Raw genomic sequence first — 23,980 nt, 5'->3', positions numbered from 1 at the left:
GGGGGTGTCTCCGTGTGCGTTATCGCATCCGCGTTTAGCGTCCGGGCCGGGGCGGTGCAAGGGCGTGGCGGCGGTAGAGCTCGATCATCCAGCCCAGCATGAGTGCGTTGAGGACGTGCCAGCCGAAATGTGTGCCGAGGGCGAGGCTGTCGCATAAGGGCGCGTCGAGGCTGCGGAAGGTGAGCGAGACGAGCAGCAGGCCCGCGCCCAAGGCGAGGCCGCGCGACAGGGCGGCGTCGGCGCGCAGGAGCCAGGCGTAAAGGAAGATGACCAGCGGTAGAGTGAGATAGGATGCGGAGGGGCCGTAGAGTGGCAGTTGGGACAAAAGCGGCATGGTCAGCGCCGTGACCCCGAGAAAGGCCGGGAGGGTGGCGGCGGAGGCCAGCACGGAGAGGCCGAGATAATAGCGCGTCGCGGCGTAAAGGTAAGTCAGCGCGAAGAGCATGATCGGAAGGACGTCGAGCATCGCCGCCCAGGGCTGGGCGTAGGTGTGAAACAGGAACGAGCCGATCCCGATCAGCGCCAGAAGCGCGACGAGCGGGCGAGCCACGGACAACTCGGTGCCGCGCAGGCGGTACGCCATGACCAAGGCCGCGACCAGGAAAGCGGCATTGGTGACCGCGTTGACCGGCTCGGCCCAGAAACCGGGATCGGTGCGTTCGCAATAGGCGTCGATGGCGCGGGTCCAGTCCATGTGGAAATCGGTGGCCTCTCTGCTAACTTCACCGTGGGAATGACATAAGGAGAGCGTCATGAAAATCATCTGGCTGGGACATTCGAGTTTCCGCATCGAGATCGCCGATCAGGTTCTGCTGATCGACCCGTGGCTGACGGGCAACCCGATGCTGGACGAGGCGCATCATGACGCGGCCACCAAGGGGGCGACGCATATCCTGCTGACCCATGCGCATTTCGACCATGCCTCGGACCTGCCGGACCTGGCCAAGAAACTGTCGGTGCCGGTGGTGGGGCAGTTCGACCTGATGGGCTGGTGGGAAGAAAGCGCGGGGCTGGAGGTTGTCGGCTTCAACAAGGGCGGCACGGTGGCCCTGGGAGATGTGAAGGTGACGATGGTGCACGCCACGCATTCGTCGAGCTTCGGCGGCGAGAACGGGCCGCATGTGCCGGGCACCGAATGCGGCTTCATGATCGAGGGCGAGGGGCATGTGATCTATGTCTCGGGCGACACCGACGTGATGGCCGACATGGGCGTGTTCAACGACCTGCACAAGCCCGATATCGGCATCCTCTGCGCCGGCGGTCATTTCACCATGGACATGAAGCGCGCGGCCTATGCGGCGAAAACCTTCTTCGATTTCAAGACGGTGATTCCGTGCCACTACAAGACCTTCCCGCTGCTGGAGCAGTCGGCGGAGGCGTTGAAGGACGGCCTGCCGGGGGTCGACGTGATCGAGCCGGAGGTGTTGACGGCGATCGAGATCTGATCGGGGTAAAACTTTTCTCAAAAGTTTTGCCAAAAGCTTTGAGAAAGCTTTTTGTGCCCGGACCTCCAAGCGGGGTTCGGGCACCGCGTTTTTCTATGAGAATTTTTGGCAAGAAAAAGAGCGCTTTGCGATTTACTCTTCACGCAGCGTTCTGAAGAAGTCTTTCAGCAGGGCCTCGGCCTCGGTGGCGTTGATCCCGTCGTAAATCTCGGGCGCGTGGTGTGTCTGGGCATGGGTGAATATCCGGGCGCCATGGGCCACACCGCCGGATTTGGGGTCGGCGGCGCCATAGTAAAGCCGCGCGATGCGGGCACCCGCAATGGCGGTGGCGCACATCGCGCAGGGTTCCAGCGTGACGGTCAGGCTGTGACCGGGCAGGCGTTCGCTGCCAACGGCTGCGCAGGCGGCGCGCAGGGCGAGGATTTCGGCATGTGCGGTGGGATCGTTCAGTTCCCGCGTGCGGTTGCCGGCCTGCGCCACGATGCGCCCCGCCGCGTCGGCCACGACGGCGCCCACCGGCACCTCGCCGCGGTCGCGGGCGGCGCGGGCCTCGGCCAGGGCCGTGTCCATATGGCTTTTGAACGTCATGCCCCTGATTGCCGTGCGGGTGGCGCTTTCGCAAGGGGCCAGGATGGGGTAAGGCCGTGGCATGACTCGGAAACCCACCCAGAACACGCCCCCCGGCGACCGGATCGCCAAGGTGATCGCTCGTGCCGGCGTGGCCAGCCGGCGCGAGGCCGAGCGCATGATTGAGGCGGGCCGGGTGCGCGTGAACGGCGCGGTGATCGACCGCGCGGCGCTGAACGTGACCGGTGCCGACCGGATCGAGGTGGATGGCCGTGCGCTGGACGCGCCCGAACCGCCGCGCCTGTGGCTGTATCACAAGCCCGCTGGGCTGGTGACGACCACCAAGGACGAACAGGGGCGCGAGACGATTTTCGACAAGCTTCCCGAGGACTTGCCGCGCGTTCTTAGCGTGGGGCGGCTTGACTTGAACTCGGAAGGTCTGCTGCTCTTGACCAATGACGGCGGCGTCAAGCGCAAGCTGGAATTGCCCTCGACCGGGTGGGTGCGCAAGTACCGCGTGCGCGTGAAAGGCCGGCCCGAGGATGCGACGTTCGAGCCGCTGCGCAAGGGGCTGACCCTCGATGGCGAGGTGTTTCAGCCGATGTCGGTGGTGCTGGACCGGCAGAAGGGTGCCAATGCCTGGGCCACGGTGGGGATTCGCGAAGGCAAGAACCGCGAGATTCGCCGCGCGATGGAGGCGGTAGGCTGCCAGGTGAACCGGCTGATCCGGGTGTCTTATGGACCGTTCCAGCTGGGCCAGCTAAAGGCGGGCGAGGTCGAGGAGATCCGGCCCCGGGTGCTGCGCGACCAGTTGGGCATGGACGAGACGCCGGGCAAGGAAAAGCCTGCAAAGGGACGGCCGAAGGTTCAGCGGAAGCGTCGGTAGAGTACAGTATTAAATTTCAAAATCAGAGAGTTATGCGCCTACTTTGATGTGGCGCCGCGGCGATAGGCTTGTGGCGTGGTGCCATACCGTTTGCGGAATCGTTCTGCCAGTTGCGAGGCGCTGGCAAAGCCGGTCGCGGCGGCGATCTGTCCGATACTGAGGCGCGTTTCGTTCAACAACGCATGGGCCCGGGCGATGCGCAGGTCGAGATAGTATTGCGCCGGCGTGGCGGCGAGGTAGCGGGTGAAATGCCGTTCGAGCTGTCGACGGGAGAGGCCCACATCGGCGGCGACCTCGGAGATGTCGAGCGGATCCTCGATATGGGCGGCCATCAGGTCGGTTGCGGCGATCAGCTGCGGGTTGTGACTGCCCAGGGCGGCGGCATAGGCGGGGCGCTGGGGCACGCTTCGGTTGCCGGCGCGGCGGTGCAGGCACATGTCGGCGACGATGGCGGCCAGCGCCGGGCCGTGGTCGCGCTCGATGATTTCCAGCATCATGTCGGTCGCCGCCGAGCCGCCGCCGCAGGTGAACAGCCCGCCATCCTCCTCGTATAGATGGCCGGTGGGCTCCAGCCCCGGAAAGGTCTCGCGAAAGGCCGGCTGGTTTTCCCAGTGCAGGGTAAAGCGGCGGTCCGTCAGCCGTCCGGCGCGGGCCAGCGCGAAGGCGCCGGTGCAGATGCCGCCCACTTGGATGCCATGCGCCCATTGCCGGTTGACCCATGTGACCGCCCGCGGCAGCGCCGTTTCCAGCGGGGCGATCCCGGCGCAGACGAAGGCCTTGTCGCTGCGCGACAGGTCGTGGGCCTGGGTGTCGGGCGTGATGGTCACGCCGCAGGAGCATGATACAGCTTCGCCGTCTATCGTGCTGACGAACCAGCGATAAAGCTCTTTCCCCGCCACCTGGTTGGCGACGCGCAGCGGCTCGATCGCCGAGGTGAAGGCCAGGAGCGTCAGCCGGGGCAGCAGCAGGAAATGATAGTCCTGCGGTGGGCCGTCATACTCGACCCGCAAACTGGCCGCGCCGCGCGGGACGAAGGATTTGCGTTCCATGGTGAATTGGTAGCATGTGGCCGGGAACTGGCAAGGGAGGACGCGCGCGATGCGGGCATTGATACAGCGGGTGAGCGAGGCCCAGGTGCGCGTGGATGGCGCGGTGATCGGGGCGACCGGGCCCGGGCTGCTGGTGCTGGTCTGCGCGATGGAGGGCGATGGCGCGGCGCAGGCCGAGGCGCTGGCGGCCAAGGCGGCGAAGCTGCGGATCTTCAAGGACGAGGCGGGCAAGATGAACCGCTCGGTGCGCGACGCTGGCGGCAGCGCGCTGGTGGTCAGCCAGTTCACGCTGGCCGCCGACACCTCGCGCGGGACGCGGCCGGGATTCTCCCAGGCGGCGGCGCCCGAGGAGGGCCGGCGCCTCTACGAGCGCTTTGCCGAGGCGCTGGCGGGCGAGGGCGTGCCGGTCGAAACCGGCGTGTTCGGCGCCGATATGCAGGTCAGCCTGGTCAATGACGGGCCGGTGACGATCTGGCTGGAGGTCTGAGGCCTTACGCGCAGAAATGTCGCGCTTTCCTCGTGTGTCCGGTGCGCTAAGATCGGGTCATGCCATACCAGTGGAACCAGACGCGGAACGGAGAAGAGGAGGTGTGCGAGCTGCGGCTATGGCCGCACCGGTCGCTGCCGCGCCGGGGCTTTGCGCTCTTCATCGTGATCACCTGCGGGATGCTGACCCTGCCGCTTTATCCGTTGATCGGGACGGTCACGCTGTGGGGGCTGCTGCCGTTCCTGTTGCTGGCGGTCTGGGGCGTTTGGGCGGCGTTGGAGCGCTCCTACAAGGACGCGCAGATGAACGAGGAGCTGACGATCGACCGCGAGGCGGTGCATCTGGTGCGCACCAACGCGCGCGGGCCGGTGCAGGAATGGGACTGCGAAAGCTACTGGGCGAAGGTCGAGATGCATCCCACGGGCGGGCCGGTACCGCATTACGTGACGCTGAAGGGCAAGGGACGGCAGGTGGAAATCGGCGCGTTCCTGAGCGAGGACGAGCGCAAGGCGGTTTACGGCGAGATTGCCGATGCGCTGAAGCGTATTGCGCTGCCCGACCCGATGGGGGCCGGATAGGCGCCGGGCCGCAGCGGTCGCGGCGGCCCGGTGTGAGTGGTGGTTGCCGAACGTCCGGTTTGCGTCAGTTGATGAGGCGCACCAGGTTATCCATCGACTTTCTCAGCCGGATCTGCCCGGAGCGGGGGTTCGGCGAGGGCAGGATCAACTGGGTGGTCGTCTTGCCGATCCCGAGCTGATTATTCAGCTGCACATCCACGCGGACGCCCCGGGGATCGGGCCTGGACGACTGGACGATGCCAAGCACCTGCCGGTCAGACGACATGAGCACGACGCCAGCCAGGTCCGGCATGGCGCTGCGCGTGCTCACTGCGCCGCCCGAGGATCCGGCCGGGTTCGCCGCGCTCGCGGTGGAACCGGGGTTCGAGCTGCTGCCGGAACCGGAATTCGTATCGCCGTCGGAATCGGAGGCACTGTCGCTTCCGACGCCGACACCGACCCCCGCGCCGACACCGGAACCGCCGACACCAACGCCAACGCCCGCGCCGATACCGGAACCGCCGACACCTGCGCCGACGCCCGCTCCGACGCCGGTCCCTCCGACACCTGCGCCGACGCCCGCGCCAACACCGGTGCCCGAGTCGCTGGAGCCCGCGCCGACCCCTGCGGCGGCACCAACGCCGCCGACAGCGCCACCGACCGCACCGCCAACGCCGCCGACAGCACCACCGACAGCATCGCCTACGCCACCGACAGCACCGCCAACGGCACCACCGAGGCCTCCCTCGGCGTGCGCGGGAGACATCGCTGTCGTCGACAGCAACGCAAAGGCGGATACGATTTTGAGGAATTCAGACTGCGTGTACTTGGACATAGTTCCACTCCTACTAATTAACAGTCCACCCAGTACCCGCTAAGGTAGCACAAGACGGCACTCTCACAAAAAATCAAGTTAACTTATCGTGTTTTGCGACATTTAAGTGCTTGAAAGTTCTGAAGAATATTATTTTATTGCTAGCGCGTTTTTGGCGCCTTCTGGGTGCGCGACATCGACCGCGCGCCTCATCGCCAGCCCGCCTGTGAGGCCATTTCGGATCATTGAAACGCGGTCGCGAATCGCCTGTGTTTTCAGGTGCTCCTGCGTGCGCAGGCCCTGCATTTTGCGCGCTCGCGGATCGTGTTGCCCCGGGAAGGAAGGTGCGGGAGAGGGGGATATTCACGGTGAAACCGGCGGCGCCGCGAGGTCGGATGGATCAAGGCGTCCGGCGCGTGGTTCGGTGCCGTCAGGCTCTGGAGATCACCAGTTCGAACTTCGTGCCGGTCTCGACAGGGACGCGATCCAGCGCGCCACCGGCCTTTTGCGCCAGCGCATGAATAAGCCCGTGACCCTGGCTGCCTTCGCGCGCGGACTGATCCGTGATGCCGATCCCGTCATCGGAAACCGAGACGGTCAGGGTCTCTTCGGTGGCGGCGAGCGAGACATGGATCTTGCCGTCGCCGCGATTGGGAAAGGCGTGTTTCGCGGCGTTGATGCAAAGCTCGTTGACCAGCAGACCGATTTCGACGGCACTGTCCCGCGGAAGGGAGACGTCGGCGATATCCGCCGTCAACGTGTGCTGTCCCTGAAGATAGGCCGATTGAAGCGAGGCGCAGAGCGTCGAGAGGTAAGGCCGCATCGGCACCTCGCCGATCCGGCCCTCCTCGCGATAAAGCGCCTCGTGGGCGCGCGCGATGCTGTCCACCCGGCTGTGGATCGCCTTGAGCGCCGGTATCGCCGCTTCGGAGGCCTTGCGCATTTCGATACGCAGCATCGCATTGACCATGGCGAAGTTGTTCTTGACCCGGTGATCCAGTTCCAGCAACAGCAGCCGCCGTTCTTCCGCGATGGCGTTCCGTTCCAGCAAGGCGCGGCGCACGACGCGGCGGAAGTATTCCGCAAGGGCCACGATCAGGAAGCCCGAGAACACGTTGACAAAGACCCTCGGCCCATCGGTGGGATCGTTGAACGCGAAGGACTGCCTGATCGGCAGCACAAAGTACCAGGCGTAGAGGGCGGTGAAGCACATCACGCCCACGCCCGCCCCCCAGCGGCCGAAGAGCGTGGCAAAAAGCACGAAGGGAAGGGTGAGGGCGAACGGCCCCGCGCCGGGAAAGACGGTATCGACAGCCCCGCGCGCCAGCACCGCGAGGATCGCGCAGACCCCGGCAACAAGCGCCTGCGCCGTGGGTTCGGGGATGCGCGGCGCAAGCCAATCCACCAAGTCGATCTTCACCTGTCGTCCGGCCATTGGCTGCTCAATCTCGGCCTCCGGGTCCCGCAAGACGGGTTGCCGAACGTCTTGTGATCCCGCGGGTCGCATGTGTTGCTGTTTCCCAGTCCCGTGCCGTGCCCAGGGGGTGCCGCCCCGGACCGACTATAGGTGCTGTATGCGATCATGTCAGCCAGCTTCCGTACCGCGAAACACGTCCCGCCGCGCCCCGGTGGGGGCTGCGGTACCTGACCGGCCGGACACTTGCGGATGTCGGATGGTCAGGCGCAGAGCCGGTCCTTGACCCGCGGACCCACCGCGCCAAAGTCCATCTGCCCGGTATAGTTCTCCTTGAGGTGTCCCATCACCTTGCCCATGTCGCGGATCGAGCTGGCGCCGGTCTTGTCGATGGCGGTGTCGATGGCCTTGGCGACTTCCGCCTCGTCCAGCTGGCGGGGCAGGAATTCCTCGATCACCTCGATCTCGCGCTGTTCTTCCTGCGCAAGGTCCAGCCGCCCGCCTTCCTCGTAGGCGCGGACGCTTTCCTGGCGCTGCTTGGTCATCTTGCCCAGGATGGCGAGGATATCGCCATCGGAACAGCCGGTGTCGTTGTCGGTGCCCCGGCGGGCGATGTCCTGGTCCTTGATCGCGGCGTTGATCAGGCGCAGCGTGCCCAGCCGCGTCGCGTCCTTGTCCTTCATGGCCTGTTTCAGGGCGTCGTTCACGCGTTCGCGCAATCCCATGTCAGGGTATCCTCTTGTCATCCCGTAAGCGTGCGACATTAATGGAAAGCGAAACGCCGTGCAATAAGCTGCGACACCCTGTCCGGCCCTTGTTTTATTGACCGGAGCGAATGACGTCGCGGCGCGAAACGTGGCCTTGACCGCGCGGGCGGCTGACCATAGGTTCCGCGCAATTTGCCCGATGGAGATTCCCCCATGCCGCACGCGCCCGATGCCCGTCCGACCGCCTGTCTTGCCCTGGCCGATGGATCGCTGTTCTACGGGCGCGGGTTCGGGGCCGAGGGCGAGGTCGCGGCGGAGCTGTGTTTCAACACCGCGATGACCGGCTATCAAGAGATCATGACCGATCCCAGCTATGCCGGGCAGGTGGTGACCTTCACATTTCCGCATATCGGCAACGTGGGCGTGAACCCAGACGATGACGAGACCGCCGATCCGGTGGCCGAGGGCATGGTCGTCAAGTGGGACCCGACCGAGCCATCGAACTGGCGCTCGACCGAGCGGCTGGGCGAGTGGCTCGCGCGGCGGGGCCGGGTGGCCATCGGCGGCGTCGACACCCGCCGCCTGACGCGGGCCATCCGCCAGCAGGGCGCGCCGCACGTGGCGCTGGCGCACCGGGCGGACGGCAAGTTCGACACGGCTGCGCTGGTCGCGAAGGCGCGCAGCTTTGCCGGGCTGGAAGGGATGGACCTGGCGAAACAGGTCACCTGCGCGCAAAGCTATCGCTGGGACGAGATGCGCTGGGCCTGGCCCGACGGTTTCCCGCGCCAGACGCAGGCCCGGCACAAGGTGGTGGCGATTGATTACGGCGCCAAGCGCAACATCCTGCGCTGCCTGGCCAGCGCCGGCTGCGAGGTGACGGTGATGCCCGCGACGGCCACCGCAGAGGACGTGCTGGCGCAAGGCCCCGATGGCGTGTTCCTGTCGAACGGCCCCGGCGACCCGGCGGCGACGGGCGAATACGCCGTGCCGATGATCCGCGGCGTTCTGGAAAAGAACCTGCCGCTTTTCGGGATCTGCCTGGGCCACCAGATGCTGGGCCTTGCCCTGGGCGCGCGGACGATCAAGATGAACCACGGCCATCACGGCGCGAACCATCCGGTTAAGGACCTGACCACCGGCAAGGTCGAGATCACGTCGATGAACCACGGGTTCGCCGTGGACAGCCAGACCCTGCCCGAGGGCGTGGTGCAATCGCATGTCTCGCTCTTCGACGGGTCCAACTGCGGCATCCGCATGGAAGACCGCCCGGTCTTTTCGGTGCAGCACCATCCCGAGGCCAGCCCCGGCCCGCAGGACAGCTTCTATCTGTTCGAGCGTTTCGCCGCCTCGATGGACCGCTAGGGTCCGGCAGGCGCGCCGCCCGTCCGCCCGCTCGGGCGGGCCCGGGCCCGGTGCATTAACCTTTCTTTTACGCGTTGTTAACCGCTCGCTGGTAGACCGTCACCTGTCACGCAGAAGGACAGACGGTCATGGGGATTTCGGAACTGCGGCAGACGTACCCGTTCCAGGATGCCGCCGATGTTGACGCGGCGGAGGTGGAGTCCGACCTGGTCAGGCAAGGGATCCTGAACGTACGCGACGCGATCCTCGCGCGGCAGATGCGCCGGCATTGCGACGCCGGTATGGACCGGATCCTCGTGGCCGAGGGCCTGGTGACGCGCGGCGATCTGCTGAACGCGCATGCGCGGCGCTTTCGGTCACGGCAGGTCGACGCGACCGAGATTGCGGCGCTGGACCCCATCGTGGTGCCCCTCGCGCCCCGGATCCTGTTGCGATACGCGTTCTTTCCCGTCACCGACCGTGACGGGCATCCCGCCATCGTCTGTGGCGCCCCCGAGGCACTCGCCTTTGCGCGCGCCCATCTTCCGGCCGATCTTCGGCGCGCCCGGGTTCTGATGGCCCCGCGCGAGGTGGTGCAGGCCCATGTCGCGGATCATTTCGACGAGATCCTGACCGATGCGGCGCAAGCGCGTGTTCCCCTGGCGGAGAGTTGCCGCAGTTGGGCGCACAGCCACGTTCGGCGGCTGGCCTGGGTGCTGACAGGGTTGACCGCGCTGGTCGTGGCGACGCTGTTCTTTCCCAAGGCGATCCTGACGGTATTGATGGGTTGGGCGGCGTTCACCCTGGTCGTGTCGGCAATGACCAAGTTGCTGGCTTTCGTGGCGCGATTGGCCGAGGGGCCGGTCGCCACCGTCGTGCCGGCCGTCGAGGACAAGACACCCTTGCCCAGGGTGTCGGTGCTGGTGCCGCTCTTCCGCGAGACCGAGATGGTGCACGCCCTGGTCGCGCGGCTGAGCCAGCTGACATATCCCAAATGCCTGCTGGACGTGGTTCTGGTGCTCGAGGAGGAAGACTCCATGACCCAGGCGACGCTGGCGCAGATCGACCTGCCCAGCTGGATCCGCATGGTCGTGGTGCCCGACGGGCAGCCCCGCACGAAGCCGCGGGCGATGAACTTTGCGCTGGATTTCTGCGAGGGCGATATCATCGGCATCTTCGACGCCGAGGACGCGCCCGAGCCCGACCAGATCACCCGCGTCGCACGCCATTTTCAGCAGGCGCCGCCCGAGGTTGCCTGCCTTCAGGGCATCCTGGATTACTACAATCCGCGCCAGAACTGGCTGGCGCGGTGCTTCACCATCGAATACGCCACCTGGTTCCGCACCATCCTGCCGGGCATGGCGCGGCTTGGATTCGCCATTCCGCTGGGCGGAACGACACTCTATTTCCGCCGCGACGCGCTGGAGGCGCTGGGCGGCTGGGACGCGCATAACGTGACCGAGGATGCCGATCTGGGCTTTCGACTGGCCCGCCACGGCTTTCGCACCGAGATGGTGGCGACGGTCACCGAGGAAGAGGCGAATTGCCGGACCTGGGCGTGGATCAAGCAAAGGTCGCGCTGGCTCAAGGGGTACATGACGACCTACCTGGTGCATATGCGGCGCCCCGGTTTGCTGTATCGGCAGCTGGGGGCGTGGAAGTTCTGGGGATTCCAGGCACATTTCGTGACCGCCCTGAGCCAGGTCGTCCTGGCACCGTTCCTGTGGTCCTTCTGGCTGGTGTTCCTGGGCTTGCCGCACCCTCTGGATCCGCTGATGTCGCGAACGGCGCTGCTGGCCTTCGGGGCGCTGTTGCTGGCCATAGAGGTGCTGAACCTGACGATCTACATGGCCTCGGTCACCGGGCCGAAACATCGCCACCTCCTGGCCTGGGTCCCGACGATGCATCTCTATCTGCCACTGGGCGCGGTGGCGGCCTACAAGGCGCTCTACGAGCTGGTGCTCAAACCGTTCTTCTGGGACAAGACGCAGCACGGCCTGTCGCTGACCGTGGCACCGCCGCCGGCGACGAGATCCGCCTCAGATCAGCGTATCCAGTTCCCCTGAATCCAGTTTCAGCCGGGTCACGAACGCCTTGGAAATATGGGCGCGCAGGGCATCGCCGGCGGCTTCGGCATTGCCGGTCTCGATCGCGGTCACGATCGCGTCGTGTTCGGCCAGCGCATCCTCGGGCCGGCCAAGCGCGGCCAGCGAGGTGGTGGCCATAAGCGCCATCGAGCGATGCACGAGGTCCAGCTGCTGCACCAGAAAGCGGTTGTGCGACGCCAGGTGGATCTGCTTGTGAAAGCGCCGGTTGGCGCGCGCCATCGCCTTGGGGTCGTCGACCAGCGCCCGATCGTCGGTCACCATGTCGCGCAGTACGCGGACCTCCTCGGGCGCGGCGTGGCGCGCGGCGAGGTTCGCGGCCAGCCCCTCGAGCTCGGCACGCACCACGTAGAGCTCGGCCAACTGGTTGTGATCGAGCGATGACACGATCAGGCTGCGGCCGTCGCGCGTGAGCAGGCTTTGGGTTTCCAGCCGCTGCAACGCCTCGCGGATAGGGGTGCGCGACACGCCGAACCGCTCTGCCAGGTCGCTTTCCACCAGGCGGTCGCCGGGCTTGTAGTCGCCGGTGTCGATCGCCTCGAGGATCAGGTGGTAGGCATCTTTCTGCGGCGCGGCTATGGTCATCGCACTCTCATTCGTTATCTGGTTTCAATGGACAAGAGTATGCGGGGCCGGAGGCAGGGTGCAAGCCTTGCCGGGCCCTGCGACAATTAAGAGCGGGGGAAGGCGATGGCGAAAGAGTTCTTTGCACATGTGGAGACCTGGGTGTTCGACCTGGACAACACGCTCTACCCGCCGGAAATGCGCCTGTTCGACCAGATCGAAGTGCGGATGACGCAGTTCGTGATGAATGCGCTGGGCGTGAACCGGGCCGAGGCCGACCGGCTGCGGCTGGACTATTGGCGGCGGCATGGCACGACGCTGGCCGGGCTGATGCGCGAGCATGACGTCGATCCGGGGCCGTACCTGACCGACGTGCACGACATCTCCTTCGACCTGCTGGAGGCGGATGCCGAACTGGCCGCGCATATCCGGGCGCTGCCGGGCCGCAAGATCGTCTACACCAACGGCTCGGCCCCTTACGCGCAGCGCGTGGTGGAGGCGCGCGGGCTGGAGGGGCTGTTCGACGCGATCTACGGCGTGGAACATGCCGGGTTCCACCCCAAGCCGGACCGCGCCGCGTTCGACCGGGTGTTCGCCACCGATGGCGTCGTGACCGCGAAGGCCGCGATGTTCGAGGATGACGTGCGCAACCTTGCCGCGCCGCATGCGATGGGGATGCGGACCGTGCTGGTGAGCCCCGAGCCGGTCGAGGCTGATCACGTGCATCACCATACCGACGACCTGTCGGGGTTCCTGTCGCGGCTGGTCTGAGGGTCCGCTGCGGCGATTTGCACCTTTTGCGCGGCGCGGGGGCAGCCTACGTCCCGTCGCGAGACATTACGCAGGATGCAGACGATGCCCCAGACCGAAGGCACCGAAAACGACACCGGAACACACCCAGCGGAGGGGTCGAGTGAAACATCAATTGCGGTCCGTATCCTGTTGTTCCTGGGCGTTCTTCTTGCGGCGTGGGTCGGGGCGATCGTGATATGGGGCGTGCCGGGCCTCTACCTGCCAGCGCTGGCACTCGTGCCCGTCATATGGCTGTTTCTGCTGATCATCTCGCGCGCCTGAGACGGTCTGGCCGTCGCTGCGCGAGCGGTCTATGGTGCCGCTGAAAAGGAGGCCTGCGCATGAGCCGTTTCGATCATGATATCGTCGTGTCCGGCGGCGGCGTTGCCGGTCTGTCGGCGGCGGCCCTGTTCGGGGGCGCGGGGTTCCGCGTGCTCTGCGTCGATCCGGCCCCGCCGGTGACCGAGCGCGACGCCGAAGGCTCGGACCTGCGCACCACCGCGATCCTGCAACCGGCGCAGGCGCTTCTGGCGCAGGCGGGCATCTGGGACCGGCTCGACGCCCATGCCGCCCCGTTGCAGGTCATGCGCATCGTCGACGCGGGTGGCGCGGTGCCCGAGCCGCGCGTCGTCAAGGATTTCAATGCGGGCGACATTTCGGAAAAGCCGTTTGGCTGGAACCTGCCCAACTGGCTCTTGCGGCGCGAGATGGTGGCGCAGCTGGACAGCCTCGATACCGTGGAGTTTCGCCCCGGCGTGGCGGCGGAAAGCCTCTTTACCCGCGAGGCCGAGGCGCGGGTGGGCCTCAGCGATGGCGGCAAGATCCGCACCCGGCTGGTGCTGGCCGCCGACGGGCGCGGCTCGCCCATGCGCGAGGCGGCGGGCATCCCCGTGAAAACAACGCGCTACGGGCAGAAGGCGCTGGCCTTTGCCGTGACGCATCCGATCCCGCATGACAATGTCTCGACCGAGATCCACCGTACGGGCGGCCCGTTCACTCTGGTCCCGCTGCCGGATTACGAGGGGCGGCCCTCGTCCGCCGTGGTGTGGATGGAGGAAGGCCCCGAGGCGCAGCGGCTGGCCACGCTGGATGTGGCCGCGTTCGAGGCGGAGATGAGCACGCGGTCCTGCCACCTCTTCGGGCCGCTGACGCTGGCCTCGCGACGAACGGTCTGGCCGATCATTTCCCAGGTGGCCGAGCGGATGGCGGGCGAGCGCATCGCCCTCGTGGCCGAGGCCGCGCATGTGGTGCCGCCCATCGGGGCGCAGGGGCTGAACATGTCGCTTGGCGACCTGCATGTGCTGCTGGACCTCGCACAAGCCAATCCCGAACGCCTGGGCGACCGCGAGATGCTGGAGACCTATCACAAGCGCCGCCACTGGGAGGTGATGGCGCGGGTCACCGGCATCGACGTACTGAACCGCGCCTCGATGGTCAGCGCGCCGGTGCTGCGCGACGCGCGGATGCAGGCGTTGAACGCATTGTACGGGCTGGCCCCGGTGCGCAAGACGCTGATGCAGCTGGGGCTGGGCGCAAGGGGCTGAGAATGCGGGCATTTCTGCGCGGGCATTGGCAATTGCTGTTGCTGGTGGCCGCGATTGCGGTGCTGTGGCGGACCCCGGTGGTGATCCCGCTGAAACTGCTGGTGGTGTTCCTGCACGAGCTGGACCACGTGCTGGCGGTGCTTCTGACGGGGGGCGACGTTCTGAACCTGACGCTCGACCCGATGCAGGGGGCGGCGGTGACCTCGCGCGGGGGCAATCGCTTCCTCAGCCTGAGCGCGGGTTACCTTGGTTCGCTGCTGATCGGCGTGGCGCTTTTCACGGCCGCCGTGCGCACGCGCGCCGACCGCGCGGTGCTGGGCATGCTGGGGCTGACGCTGCTGGCGGTGACGGTGCTCTACGTGCGGGCGCCCTTCGCGCTGGTGTTCGGGGCCGGGACGGGCGCGGCGATGCTGCTGGCGGCGAGATACCTGCCGCGGGATGTCAGCGACCTTCTGTTGAGGGTGATCGGGCTGGCCTGCATGATCTACGTGCCGCTCGACATCTACAGCGACACGATTGCGCGCGGCTGGTTGCATTCCGACGCGCGCATGCTGGCCGAGGAGTTCGGCGGCACCCCTTGGATGTGGGGCGGGCTGTGGCTGGGGATCAGCGTCTGGGTGATCTGGATGTGCCTGCGCCGGGGGCTGGGGGTGAACAGCAATATACGGTTGCGGTAGGGGCCGCGCTATCGTCAGACCGCGGGATGGCGACCCGGCGGTCGTTCCGCGCACTTTATGGCTGCCAACTCCGAAAAACCTCAAATTGAAGCGCTTACGGCTACCAATCGCCAGACCGGGGGGCGGTCTGCCGATCGCGCGGCGGCGCAGCTAGCTGCGCCTCTATTCCGCGCGGGGGCTATAGAACCCTGTCGATCACCTCTTGCAGCCGGGTCTTCGCGGCTTCTACGTCATAAAGCTTGTCCAGACCGAACAACCCCAGCCGGAAGGTCATGAATCCGTCGGGCTCGCCCACTTGCAGCGGCACGCCGGCAGCGATCTGCATTCCCTGCTCGCTGAATTTCTTGCCGTTCTGCACATCCGGGTCGGTGGTATAGCTGACCACCACGCCCGGCGCGCCGTAGCCCTCGGCCGCTACGGATGTCACGCCCTTGTCCGCAAGCATAGCGCGCACGGCATTTCCAAGCTCCCATTGTGCCTCGCGCAGTTTTTCAAAGCCGAACTCCTTGGTCTCCAGCATCGTGTCGCGGAACCCGCGCAGCGCGTCGGTGGGCATGGTGGCGTGATAGGCATGGCCGCCGTTCTCATACGCCTGCATGATCGCGTGCCATTTCTTGAGGTCGATGGCGAAGCTGTTGGAGCTGGTCGCCTCCAGCCGCTCCAGTGCACGGTCGGACATCATCACGAGGCCCGCCGAGGGCGAAGCCGACCAGCCCTTTTGCGGGGCCGAGATCAGGACGTCGACGCCGGTCTCTTTCATGTCGACCCAGGCGCAGCCCGAGGCGATGCAGTCGAGCACCATCAGCGCGCCCACCTCGTGCGCGGCCTCGGCCAGCGCGGTGATATAGTCGTCGGGCAGGATGATGCCGGCGCTGGTTTCCACGTGCGGCGCGAAGACGGCGTCGGGCTTGGCCTCGCGGATCTTCGCGGTGACCTCTTCGATGGGCGCGGGGGCGAACGGCGCCTGTGCCCCGTTGCCGGTCTGGCGGGCCATGCAGACGGTCGTGTCCGAGGTAAAGGCGCCTGCGTCGAAGATCTGGCTCCAGCGATACGAGAACCAGCCGTTGCGCACGATCAGCGCATGGGCGTCGTGGCCGAACTGGCGGGCGACCGCCTCCATCGCGACGGTCCCGCCGCCGGGGACGATGGCCACGGCAGAGGCGTTGTAGACCTCTTTCAGCATGGACGAGATGTCGGTCATGACGCCCTGGAAGACCTTGCTCATGTGATTGAGCGAGCGATCCGTGAAGACCACGGAATATTCCAGCAGGCCGTCGGGGTCGATATCGGGGCGAAGGGCGGTCATGTGCATCCTGTCCTGGGTTGTCAGTTTTGCGGCAGTATGCCCCGAACGACGGCGGGATGACAGGGCGTCATGCCGTCACTCCGAAGGGTATTTCCGGCACGCCGCACATGATAACGCCGCGACGCACGGGGCGACGCGGCGGGGAACGACCGATGGCCGGTTTTACTTGCTGGCGTAGTCGATGCCGACGCGGGCCGACCCGACCGAGACGGTTTCACCGTCGCGGGCGAAGGTGAACAGGCGGTCCTGCACGCCGGGCAGGCCGAAGGTCACTGTGTCGCCGTCCGAAAGGTGCATCCTCAGGCGGGCGGGATCGGCGGGAGCCTCGTCGGTGACATAGGTGGCGGTCAACGCGTAGGCATCGCCATCCTCGACCCAGTAGATGCTCATGTCGGCATCGCTTTCGTGCAGGGTGGCGCCGGCATTAGCCCGTGTCAGCGTTACTGTATCGGCAAGGGCGGTGGTTGCCGTCAGGGCAAGGGCGGCGGTGGAAAGAATGAGTTTCATGGTCAACCTCGTATCGTGCATATGCGGAATGGCAGAGGCGGGGAGGGTGCATCTGCCACAGTTTCTGCGTTGCAGCATAAGCCTGCGAGGCCGCATGTCGCCAGACGCCAATTCTGCATACCCGTCATGCGGGAACGTCATAAATCCATGTTTTCAAAGGATACTTTCGCATACACGCATGCCATGGCATACCGTGGCGCGGCGTCTAGCCGATCGGGCCGGGGCGGCGTTCCTCGCTCAAAAGCACGTTTGCCTCCACGTCGCCGACGCCGGGCAGGGTCATGATGCGCCGCCGCAGCACGCGCTCGAAATCCGAGATGTCGCGGGCCACGACGCGCAGGCGGTAGTCGTAGAGGCCCAGGATATGCTCGACCGTCTGCACCTCGGGGATGGCCGACACCGCGCGTTCGAAATCGGCCAGGCTGACCCGGCCCTTGGTGGCCAGTTTCAGGCCCAGGAAGACGGTGACGCCGAAGCCGAGCGCCTCCTTGTCCAGGTCGAGACGCTGGGTTTTCAGGATGCCCGCATCGCGCAACCGCTTGATCCGCCGCCACGCGGCGGGCTGGCTGAGACCCAGGGTGCGCCCGATGGCGCCTGCCGATTGGGTGGCGTCCTGCACCAGCGCGCGCAGGATCTGGCGGTCGGTGGTGTCTAGTTCGAGGGCGGGCTGGCTCATAGCGGCAGAACCTCGTCGGTCTTGATCCGGGCCACGTGCATCAGCGCCTCGATATCGGTGATGTGGGGCAGGGACAGGATCGCGGTGCGATAGATGTCCTGGTAATGCGCCATGTCGCGGGCAATGACCGACAGGCGCGTGTCGACCCGACCGAGGAAGGACTGGATTTCCAGCACCTCGGGGATGGCACGGGCGGCCTCGGTGAAGGCGTCGAACGCGTTGGGGACGGTCTTGTCCAAAGTGATGCGCAAGCTGACCTCGACGCTGTAGCCGAGCGCGGCCCAGTCGATCACCGCGTGATTGCCGCGCAAAAGACCTGCCTGGGCCATGCGGTCCAGCCGCCGCGCACAGGTGGCGGGGGTCACGCCGGCAAGCTCGGCCAGGTCGGCGGGACCGAGCGTCGGGTCATGCTGGTACTGGCGCAGGATGCGGCGGTCGGTGTCGTCGAGGTGCATGGGCCTGTTGTGAGTGAATGGAATTTTCGAGTATTTGAAGAACGGTGAATGATTACCTCACTAATTTAGGAAATCATACCGAAAAAGCCGGGATCGCTTTCGAATTATTCGTCATCTTCCACATCATCTGACGACAAAGGAGACAACCATGCGCGTCTATTACGATCGCGATTGCGATATCAACCTGATCAAGGACAAGAAAGTGGCGATCCTGGGCTATGGCAGCCAGGGTCACGCCCACGCGCTGAACCTGCGCGACTCGGGCGCCAAGAACCTCGTGGTGGCCCTGCGCGAAGGCAGCCCCTCGGCCAAGAAGGCCGAAGGGGAGGGCCTGAAGGTCATGGGCATTGCCGAAGCGGCGGCCTGGTGCGACCTGATGATGTTCACCATGCCCGACGAATTGCAGGCCGAGACCTACAAGAAATACGTGCATGACAACCTGCGAGAAGGCGCGGCGATTGCCTTTGCCCACGGTCTGAACGTGCATTTCGGCCTGATCGAGCCCAAGGAAGGCGTCGACGTCATCATGATGGCGCCCAAGGGCCCCGGCCACACGGTGCGCGGCGAATACACCAAGGGCGGCGGCGTGCCCTGCCTGGTGGCCGTGCACAACGACGCCTCGGGCAAGGCGCTGGAACTGGGTCTGTCCTATTGCTCGGCCATCGGTGGCGGGCGCTCGGGGATCATCGAGACCAACTTCCGCGAGGAATGCGAGACCGACCTCTTCGGCGAGCAGGCCGTTCTCTGCGGTGGCCTGGTGGAACTCATCCGCATGGGCTTCGAGACGCTGGTCGAGGCGGGTTACGCGCCCGAGATGGCCTATTTCGAGTGCCTGCACGAGGTGAAGCTGATCGTCGACCTGATTTACGAGGGCGGCATCGCCAACATGAACTACTCGATCTCGAACACTGCCGAGTATGGCGAGTATGTGAGCGGCCCGCGGGTTCTGCCCTACGAGCGGACCAAGAAGGAAATGAAGGCGATTCTGCACGACATCCAGACCGGCGCGTTCGTGCGTGACTTCATGACCGAGAACAAGGTCGGCCAGCCGTTCTTCAAGGGCACGCGCCGCATGAACGACGCGCACCAGATCGAGGAAGTGGGCGAGAAGCTGCGCGCCATGATGCCGTGGATTTCCGCCGGCAAGATGGTCGACAAGGAAAAGAACTGAGCCTGAGGCGCTCGGGAAAAGGAAAGAGCCGGGGAGGTGCCCCGGCTCTTTTCGTTGATGTCAGTCGACCGGCTTGTGCGGATCGCCGTCCTTGGCAAGCGAACTTGGCGGAACGTCCGCTTTCTTTCGCTTTTCGGTCTTTTGCTTGTTGCGCGCGGCGAGGATGAGAACGATCACCAGTGTGATGATCGACAGGGCCGCGGCGCCGATGGCTATGTCCATGATGCGCCTCCTTTCGGTCCCAGAACCTGACTGCGCTGCAACGAATGACAACGCACTCGGGACGTTTTGACACGCTGCCGCATGACCGGAGGGTTGATCTGAATGGAAAATCCGATTGCCGTCGCGCCGGTGAACTGGCTCAGGCTGTGTGCGCTGGGCATGATCTGGGGCGCGTCCTTCATGTCGGTGAGCGTGGCCCTTCAGGGCGTCGGGCCGCTGACCGTGGTGGCGGTGCGGCTCTGCCTCGGAGCGGTGTTCCTGCTGGTGCTCTGCCGTGCGACGGGCCGGGGCTTGCCGCGCCGCCGCGGGCCCGGGGCCGGGCGGCTCTGGGCGTTCATCGTGGCGATGGGGCTCTTCTCCAACGCCTTGCCGTTCTTCCTGCTCAGCTGGGGGCAGCAGGTCGTCGCCTCGGGCTTTGCCGGGGTCTGCATGGCCGCCGTGCCGCTGCTGGTGCTGCCGCTGGCGCATTTTCTGGTTCCGGGCGAGCGGATGCACATGCGCCGCGCGGTTGGGTTCGTTATGGGCACGCTGGGCGTGGCGGTGCTGATCGGACCGGAGGCCTTGCGCTCCACCGGGGCCGAGTTCGAGATGCTGGCGCGGCTGGCCTGCGTCGCGGCGGCGGGGTGTTACGCGGTGGGGTCGATCTTCACGCGCCTCGCGCCGGAGGTGGACCGTCTGTCGCTGGCGGCCGCCGTTCTGACCGTGGCGGCGGTGGTGTTCACGCCCTACGCGCTGATGGCCGAGGGCCTGCCCGAGATGCCGCAGGGCCGGGTGTTGTGGGCGCTCGTCTACCTTGGCCTGTTGCCCACGGGCGTGGCGCAGATCCTGCTGGTGCAGGTGATCCGCGACGCCGGGCCGGTCTTTCTGAGCCTGGTAAACTACCAGGTGCCGATCTGGTCGATTATCTTCGGCGCGGTGGTGTTGTTCGAGGCGCTGCCGCCCAGCCTCTACCTCGGCCTTGCGCTGATCCTCGGGGGCGTGGCGCTCAGCCAGCTGGGCGCGCTCAGACGGTTGTTCGGCGCCGGATAAAATTCGTACGAATTTTATCCGGCTGGAAAATTCCTAATTTTCCGCCGCGATAGTGGCGGCCATCCACAGTTTGAGCGCCTCTTGCGTTTCGGCCACGTCATGCACCCGGTGGATCTGGATGCCCTGCGCCACCCCGGCCAGCGTCACGGCGATGGAGCCGGGGGCCCGGTGCCGCGCCTCTTCGGTGCCGCCGATCGTGCCGATGAAGCGCTTGCGTGACGCGCCCAGCAGAACCGCGCAGCCAAGCCCGTGAAACAGCGCCAGATTGTGCAGTAGCGTCAGGTTGTGCTCCAGGGTCTTGCCGAAGCCGATGCCGGGGTCGGCGATGATCCGGTCGCGGGGAATGCCGGCCGCCTCGAGCGCGGCGATCCGGCCCTCGAGCCAGTCGTAGACATCCAGCGCGACGTTATCATAGCGCGGGTCCTTCTGCATCACGTCGGGCGTGCCCTGGGCATGCATGACGCAGACCGGCAGGCCGGCCTCGGCGCAGAAGGGCGCGAGCGCCGGGTCGAAGGTGAAACCCGCCACGTCGTTGACGAGGCTGGCGCCGGCCTCGTGCGCGGCGCGGGCCACGGGGGCCTTGCGGGTGTCTATGGAGACGGGAACGTCCGAGCGCTGGCGCAGGGCGGCGATGACCGGGGCGGTGCGGGCGATTTCCTCGTCCATGGGCACTTCGGATGCGCCAGGGCGGGTGGATTCGCCGCCGATGTCGATGATTTCGGCGCCCGCGGCGGTCATCGCCTCGGCCCGGGCCAGCGCCGCGCCGGGGTCGTTGTGCTGACCGCCGTCGGAAAAGCTGTCGGGCGTGACGTTGAGGATGCCCATCAGGACGGGGCGCGCCATGTCCAGCCCGGCCAAGGGCGCACGCGGCGCGATCAGGCGGGACCGGACCTCTGCCGGGGCGTCCTGCGCCGGGATCAGGCGGGCGGGCGCGTCCCGGTGCAACTCCTCGACCGTGTCGAACCAGCACCAGCCGCCCGCGAGCGGAAGGGCGGTGTCGGGGCGGGCGTGGTCGGTGCGGGGGATGGGACGGTAATGGGGCATGGCGGTCGGTCTTGAGGCAGCGAGGTCCGGGGTCAGGCCCGGGCGGGGTGTGCCGGTCGGCTAAGAGGTCCCGGATCAAGTCCGGGACGTCGTGGAGCGAGGTGGCGGGGAGGTCCCGGATCGGGTCCGGGATGGCTTGTGAGACGGGGTCTCACAAGCCACTTTGGGCGATGTCCTGCACCAGCACCGGCACGGGCGGGTCCTTGGGTGGCACCTCGCCGATCAGCAAGAGATCGGAGGCGTCCATGTGGCCCGCAAACCATGCCGCCAGACCGACGGGATCATCCGGGCCGGTGCGCGGGCCGTCGACCGCGTCCAGCACAATCTTCGACGGGGCCCAGACGCTGATCTGGCCGTTCTTCATGGCCCAGTCCAACTCGGTCCGCGTGCCGACCACGACGCAGCGGTCGTCACGGCCCGCCAGGACCCAGGCGTTCTGTTCCAGCGCCAGCAGGTCGACGCGACGCTGCGACATGCGGTGGCCGGTCTTGGGGCTGTCGACGCGGTTGTGGCCGACACACAGGATCACCGGCTCGGCCCTCGCCTGAAGCTGATCCAGCCAGCGCGACAGGTTGGGCGAACCGATGGCGGTGTTCGAGAGGTAAACGACATGCGGATGCGGCGTGGTGTCGGCGTGATGCCCCACCGGCTTGGTCTTGAGGTCCTCGACCGAGCGCACGATCTCGACGCCAAGCGCCCCCGGTCCGCGGTCGAGCTTTTCGACCCGCACGAAGGTGCGCACCGCCTGCGGCTCCAACAGGATACGCTCGGCGATGCGTTCGGCCAGCGTCTCCAGAAGGTTCAGGCGTTCCTCGGCCAGTTCGGCGGCAATCGCCTCGGTCACCTTGTCGTAGCTCAGGATGCGGTCCACGTCATCGTCGATCGGGTCGGTGATGGGGCGCACCTCGACCACCACGTTGAACGCGACGCGCTGGGTGGTGCCGCGCTCGGCCTGGAAGGCGCCGATCTCGACCTCGACCACGTGGTCGCGCACCGAGATCCGGTCGAGCGGGCCGTCGGGGGCGGTCGCGTCCGCACGCTCGGACGGGTGCGCGAAGGCAAGACGGATTTCCTTGGACATGCGGGCCTCCCCCCAGCTTTGACCTTGCGGGGCATACCATGGGGCAGGGGAGAGGTGGAACCCGTAAATGCGACGACCGGCGGCCCGGGTCCGGCAGATGGGCGCGGGGCCGGGTCCTCGGCGGAGGTCCGCACACGCTTTTCCGCGCGGCCGGGGCAGACGGAACGCGGTCGGGCCGTGACGCGTTTCCACTCTTAGGAAAAGGAGGTCGCCCATGACATCGCAGGACGTACAGAACCGGACCTTCACCCATCCCAACGTTGCGGAAATCGACCAGAGCGACCGGCTCGTGCCGGTCAACCTGCGCCAGTCGGGCGCGACCCCGGTCGAGATGCTGGTCTCCACCCGGGTCCGCAAATCGCCCTTCTGGCACTTGTCGGTCGAGGCGGGGGCGTGGCGCGCGACGGTCTATAACCGGATGTATCACCCCCGCGGCTATGTCCGCGAAGAGGATGGCGGCACCATGGCGGAATACCGCAGCCTGGTGCATCGCGTCACCCTCTGGGACGTGGCCGTGGAGCGGCAGATCCGGGTGCACGGGCCGGACGCCGAGGCCTTCGTCAATTTCGTGATCACCCGTGATGCCACGAAGATCGAGCCGATGCATGGCAAGTACTGCATCCTCTGTGACGAAAAGGGCGGGATCCTCAACGATCCCGTGCTGCTGCGGCTGTCGAAGGATGAATTCTGGTTCTCGATTTCGGACTCGGACCTCCTGCTTTGGCTGCGCGGCGTCAACGTGCATGGCAAATGGGATGTCGAGATCGACGAGATCGACGTCGCGCCCTTGCAGGTCCAGGGGCCGTTGTCCGAGGACCTGATGGTCGACCTGGTGGACGAGACGCTGCGCGACGTGCCTTATTACGGCATGATGGAAGCCACGATCGGCGGGGCCCCCGTGGTCATCAGCCAGACCGGATTTTCCGGCGAGAAGGGCTATGAGGTCTACGTGCGGGACGCGTCCGAGAACGCCGAGAAAGTGTGGTACGCCATTCGCGGCACCGGCGCGCGCTATGGCCTGCGGGTGATCGCCCCCGGGCATCACCGCCGGATCGCGGCCGGCATCCTGTCCTGGGGGCAGGACATGGATCACGAAACCTCGCCCTTCCAGGTGAACCTGGCCTACCAGGTGCCGAAAGAGAAACCGGCGGAGTATATCGGCAAGGCGGCCCTGGAACGTCAGCGTGACGCGATCGAGGCGGGGGAATATCCCTTCCGCCTCAAGATGGTCGGGATCAAGATGGATGGCTTGCCGGTGACGGATTACCCGTCCGATTTCTGGCTGGTGCAGGACGACGAGGGCTGTCGGGTGGGATACGTCACCTCCGCCTGGTGGTCGCCGGAGTTGGAGGTGAACATCGCGCTGGCCTTCGTGCCGTGGCGGCTGTCGGATGTCGGATCGCGGTTGCGCGTGGAATTGCCCGAGGCCTATGCCGAGCATTCCGGCCAGGCGGCCGCTGCGGAGGTGTGCGAGGTGCCGTTCCGTCCGTCGGAACATCCCAACGTGCGCGACGCGCGCGGCTGAGCGTCAGGACCGCGC

The 23,980-nt window shown here is 66.2% G+C and carries 27 protein-coding genes; 13 read left to right on the top strand and 14 right to left on the bottom strand.

The genetic code is table 11. The annotated features are described in order from the left end of the window. Positions 1-34 precede the first annotated feature (34 nt). A complete protein-coding gene (locus tag ACQY4V_RS10550) occupies positions 35-694 on the bottom strand; it encodes a ceramidase domain-containing protein (protein ID WP_428511462.1) in 660 nt (219 codons plus the stop codon). A 58-nt stretch (positions 695-752) separates the two neighbouring features. On the opposite strand from ACQY4V_RS10550, the gene ACQY4V_RS10545 reads away from it, so the two are divergent. Beyond that, positions 753-1,445, top strand: coding sequence for a metal-dependent hydrolase (locus tag ACQY4V_RS10545; protein WP_428511460.1), 693 nt, complete (start codon positions 753-755; stop codon positions 1,443-1,445). A gap of 132 nt (positions 1,446-1,577) precedes the next feature. On the opposite strand, the gene ACQY4V_RS10540 is transcribed toward ACQY4V_RS10545, so the two are convergent. Next, the gene (locus ACQY4V_RS10540) at positions 1,578-2,033 is read right to left on the bottom strand and encodes a nucleoside deaminase (RefSeq protein ID WP_428511458.1); all 456 of its coding nucleotides are present in this window, start codon (positions 2,031-2,033) and stop codon (positions 1,578-1,580) included. 61 nt (positions 2,034-2,094) lie between these two features. Here ACQY4V_RS10540 and ACQY4V_RS10535 point away from each other — a divergent pair, with 61 nt between their 5' ends. Further along, a complete protein-coding gene (locus tag ACQY4V_RS10535; RefSeq protein WP_152497897.1) occupies positions 2,095-2,898 on the top strand; it encodes a pseudouridine synthase in 804 nt (267 codons plus the stop codon). A gap of 38 nt (positions 2,899-2,936) precedes the next feature. Here ACQY4V_RS10535 and ACQY4V_RS10530 read toward each other — a convergent pair whose 3' ends face one another. After that, positions 2,937-3,947: a GlxA family transcriptional regulator gene (locus ACQY4V_RS10530; protein WP_428511456.1), complete on the bottom strand. Its 1,011-nt coding sequence runs from the start codon at positions 3,945-3,947 to the stop codon at positions 2,937-2,939. A gap of 49 nt (positions 3,948-3,996) precedes the next feature. Between ACQY4V_RS10530 and dtd the strand changes: the two genes are divergently transcribed. Both dtd and ACQY4V_RS10520 read left to right on the top strand, forming a co-directional pair. Continuing rightward, positions 3,997-4,434 (top strand): D-aminoacyl-tRNA deacylase, encoded by a 438-nt coding sequence (gene dtd / locus ACQY4V_RS10525; RefSeq protein WP_428511454.1) that lies wholly within the window; start codon positions 3,997-3,999, stop codon positions 4,432-4,434. Positions 4,435-4,493: 59 nt separating this feature from the next. Beyond that, a complete protein-coding gene (locus ACQY4V_RS10520) occupies positions 4,494-5,012 on the top strand; it encodes a DUF2244 domain-containing protein (protein ID WP_428511452.1) in 519 nt (172 codons plus the stop codon). Positions 5,013-5,076: 64 nt separating this feature from the next. Here the strand turns inward: ACQY4V_RS10520 and ACQY4V_RS10515 are convergent, their stop codons facing one another. The 3 genes from ACQY4V_RS10515 to ACQY4V_RS10505 all read right to left on the bottom strand — a co-directional run bounded on the left by ACQY4V_RS10515 (position 5,077) and on the right by ACQY4V_RS10505 (position 7,944). Then, complete coding sequence (locus tag ACQY4V_RS10515; RefSeq protein WP_428511450.1) at positions 5,077-5,826, bottom strand: hypothetical protein; 750 nt, start codon at positions 5,824-5,826, stop codon at positions 5,077-5,079. Positions 5,827-6,235: 409 nt separating this feature from the next. Next, entirely contained in the window at positions 6,236-7,240 is a 1,005-nt protein-coding gene (locus ACQY4V_RS10510) for a histidine kinase dimerization/phosphoacceptor domain -containing protein (RefSeq protein ID WP_428511448.1), read from the bottom strand. A gap of 242 nt (positions 7,241-7,482) precedes the next feature. Beyond that, complete coding sequence (locus ACQY4V_RS10505) at positions 7,483-7,944, bottom strand: GatB/YqeY domain-containing protein (RefSeq protein ID WP_152493010.1); 462 nt, start codon at positions 7,942-7,944, stop codon at positions 7,483-7,485. Between the two features lie 195 nt (positions 7,945-8,139). On the opposite strand from ACQY4V_RS10505, the gene carA reads away from it, so the two are divergent. Then, entirely contained in the window at positions 8,140-9,288 is a 1,149-nt protein-coding gene (gene carA, locus ACQY4V_RS10500; protein ID WP_428511445.1) for a glutamine-hydrolyzing carbamoyl-phosphate synthase small subunit, read from the top strand. 128 nt (positions 9,289-9,416) lie between these two features. Then, positions 9,417-11,333: a glycosyltransferase gene (locus ACQY4V_RS10495; protein WP_428511443.1), complete on the top strand. Its 1,917-nt coding sequence runs from the start codon at positions 9,417-9,419 to the stop codon at positions 11,331-11,333. Here the strand turns inward: ACQY4V_RS10495 and ACQY4V_RS10490 are convergent. Further along, entirely contained in the window at positions 11,307-11,957 is a 651-nt protein-coding gene (locus tag ACQY4V_RS10490) for a GntR family transcriptional regulator (RefSeq protein ID WP_428511441.1), read from the bottom strand. The two genes, ACQY4V_RS10495 and ACQY4V_RS10490, sit on opposite strands and share 27 nt — an antisense overlap. Before the next feature lie 105 nt (positions 11,958-12,062). On the opposite strand from ACQY4V_RS10490, the gene ACQY4V_RS10485 reads away from it, so the two are divergent. The 4 genes from ACQY4V_RS10485 (at position 12,063) to ACQY4V_RS10470 (ending at position 14,949) form a co-directional block, all read left to right on the top strand. After that, on the top strand, positions 12,063-12,707 hold the full coding sequence (locus tag ACQY4V_RS10485) for a pyrimidine 5'-nucleotidase (RefSeq protein ID WP_428511439.1): 645 nt from the start codon (positions 12,063-12,065) through the stop codon (positions 12,705-12,707). 84 nt (positions 12,708-12,791) lie between these two features. Continuing rightward, positions 12,792-13,010, top strand: a complete 219-nt coding sequence (locus ACQY4V_RS10480; protein WP_428511437.1) for a hypothetical protein — start codon at positions 12,792-12,794, stop codon at positions 13,008-13,010. Between the two features lie 59 nt (positions 13,011-13,069). Next, on the top strand, positions 13,070-14,272 hold the full coding sequence (locus ACQY4V_RS10475; RefSeq protein WP_428511435.1) for a UbiH/UbiF family hydroxylase: 1,203 nt from the start codon (positions 13,070-13,072) through the stop codon (positions 14,270-14,272). 2 nt (positions 14,273-14,274) lie between these two features. Continuing rightward, a complete protein-coding gene (locus ACQY4V_RS10470; protein ID WP_428511433.1) occupies positions 14,275-14,949 on the top strand; it encodes a M50 family metallopeptidase in 675 nt (224 codons plus the stop codon). A 178-nt stretch (positions 14,950-15,127) separates the two neighbouring features. On the opposite strand, the gene ACQY4V_RS10465 is transcribed toward ACQY4V_RS10470, so the two are convergent. The 4 genes from ACQY4V_RS10465 to ACQY4V_RS10450 form a co-directional block, all read right to left on the bottom strand. Then, the gene (locus ACQY4V_RS10465; protein WP_428511431.1) at positions 15,128-16,255 is read right to left on the bottom strand and encodes an aminotransferase class V-fold PLP-dependent enzyme; all 1,128 of its coding nucleotides are present in this window, start codon (positions 16,253-16,255) and stop codon (positions 15,128-15,130) included. A 162-nt stretch (positions 16,256-16,417) separates the two neighbouring features. Next, complete coding sequence (locus ACQY4V_RS10460; protein WP_428511429.1) at positions 16,418-16,762, bottom strand: hypothetical protein; 345 nt, start codon at positions 16,760-16,762, stop codon at positions 16,418-16,420. Between the two features lie 205 nt (positions 16,763-16,967). Then, a complete protein-coding gene (locus tag ACQY4V_RS10455) occupies positions 16,968-17,438 on the bottom strand; it encodes an Lrp/AsnC family transcriptional regulator (protein ID WP_428511427.1) in 471 nt (156 codons plus the stop codon). Continuing rightward, a complete protein-coding gene (locus tag ACQY4V_RS10450) occupies positions 17,435-17,893 on the bottom strand; it encodes an Lrp/AsnC family transcriptional regulator (RefSeq protein ID WP_428511425.1) in 459 nt (152 codons plus the stop codon). Before ACQY4V_RS10450 ends, ACQY4V_RS10455 begins: the two co-directional genes overlap by 4 nt. Positions 17,894-18,041: 148 nt before the next feature. Here ACQY4V_RS10450 and ilvC point away from each other — a divergent pair, with 148 nt between their 5' ends. Further along, a complete protein-coding gene (gene ilvC / locus ACQY4V_RS10445) occupies positions 18,042-19,064 on the top strand; it encodes a ketol-acid reductoisomerase (protein WP_428511423.1) in 1,023 nt (340 codons plus the stop codon). Positions 19,065-19,124: 60 nt separating this feature from the next. On the opposite strand, the gene ACQY4V_RS10440 is transcribed toward ilvC, so the two are convergent. Then, a complete protein-coding gene (locus tag ACQY4V_RS10440) occupies positions 19,125-19,286 on the bottom strand; it encodes a hypothetical protein (protein ID WP_172978921.1) in 162 nt (53 codons plus the stop codon). Between the two features lie 102 nt (positions 19,287-19,388). On the opposite strand from ACQY4V_RS10440, the gene ACQY4V_RS10435 reads away from it, so the two are divergent. Further along, the gene (locus ACQY4V_RS10435) at positions 19,389-20,315 is read left to right on the top strand and encodes a DMT family transporter (protein ID WP_428511421.1); all 927 of its coding nucleotides are present in this window, start codon (positions 19,389-19,391) and stop codon (positions 20,313-20,315) included. A 33-nt stretch (positions 20,316-20,348) separates the two neighbouring features. Here ACQY4V_RS10435 and folP read toward each other — a convergent pair whose 3' ends face one another. Next, the gene (folP, locus tag ACQY4V_RS10430; protein ID WP_428511419.1) at positions 20,349-21,359 is read right to left on the bottom strand and encodes a dihydropteroate synthase; all 1,011 of its coding nucleotides are present in this window, start codon (positions 21,357-21,359) and stop codon (positions 20,349-20,351) included. A gap of 151 nt (positions 21,360-21,510) precedes the next feature. Continuing rightward, entirely contained in the window at positions 21,511-22,440 is a 930-nt protein-coding gene (locus tag ACQY4V_RS10425) for a dihydroneopterin aldolase (protein WP_428511417.1), read from the bottom strand. Positions 22,441-22,654: 214 nt separating this feature from the next. Between ACQY4V_RS10425 and ACQY4V_RS10420 the strand changes: the two genes are divergently transcribed. Beyond that, a complete protein-coding gene (locus ACQY4V_RS10420; protein WP_428511415.1) occupies positions 22,655-23,965 on the top strand; it encodes a glycine cleavage T C-terminal barrel domain-containing protein in 1,311 nt (436 codons plus the stop codon). The last annotated feature ends 15 nt before the right edge of the window (positions 23,966-23,980 follow it).

Origin of the sequence: Roseovarius sp., assembly GCF_965277045.1 — a bacterium.
GTDB lineage: Bacteria > Pseudomonadota > Alphaproteobacteria > Rhodobacterales > Rhodobacteraceae > Roseovarius.
Note: the sequence above shows the minus strand (reverse complement) of the source record. Positions and strands in the feature narration are given on the sequence as shown.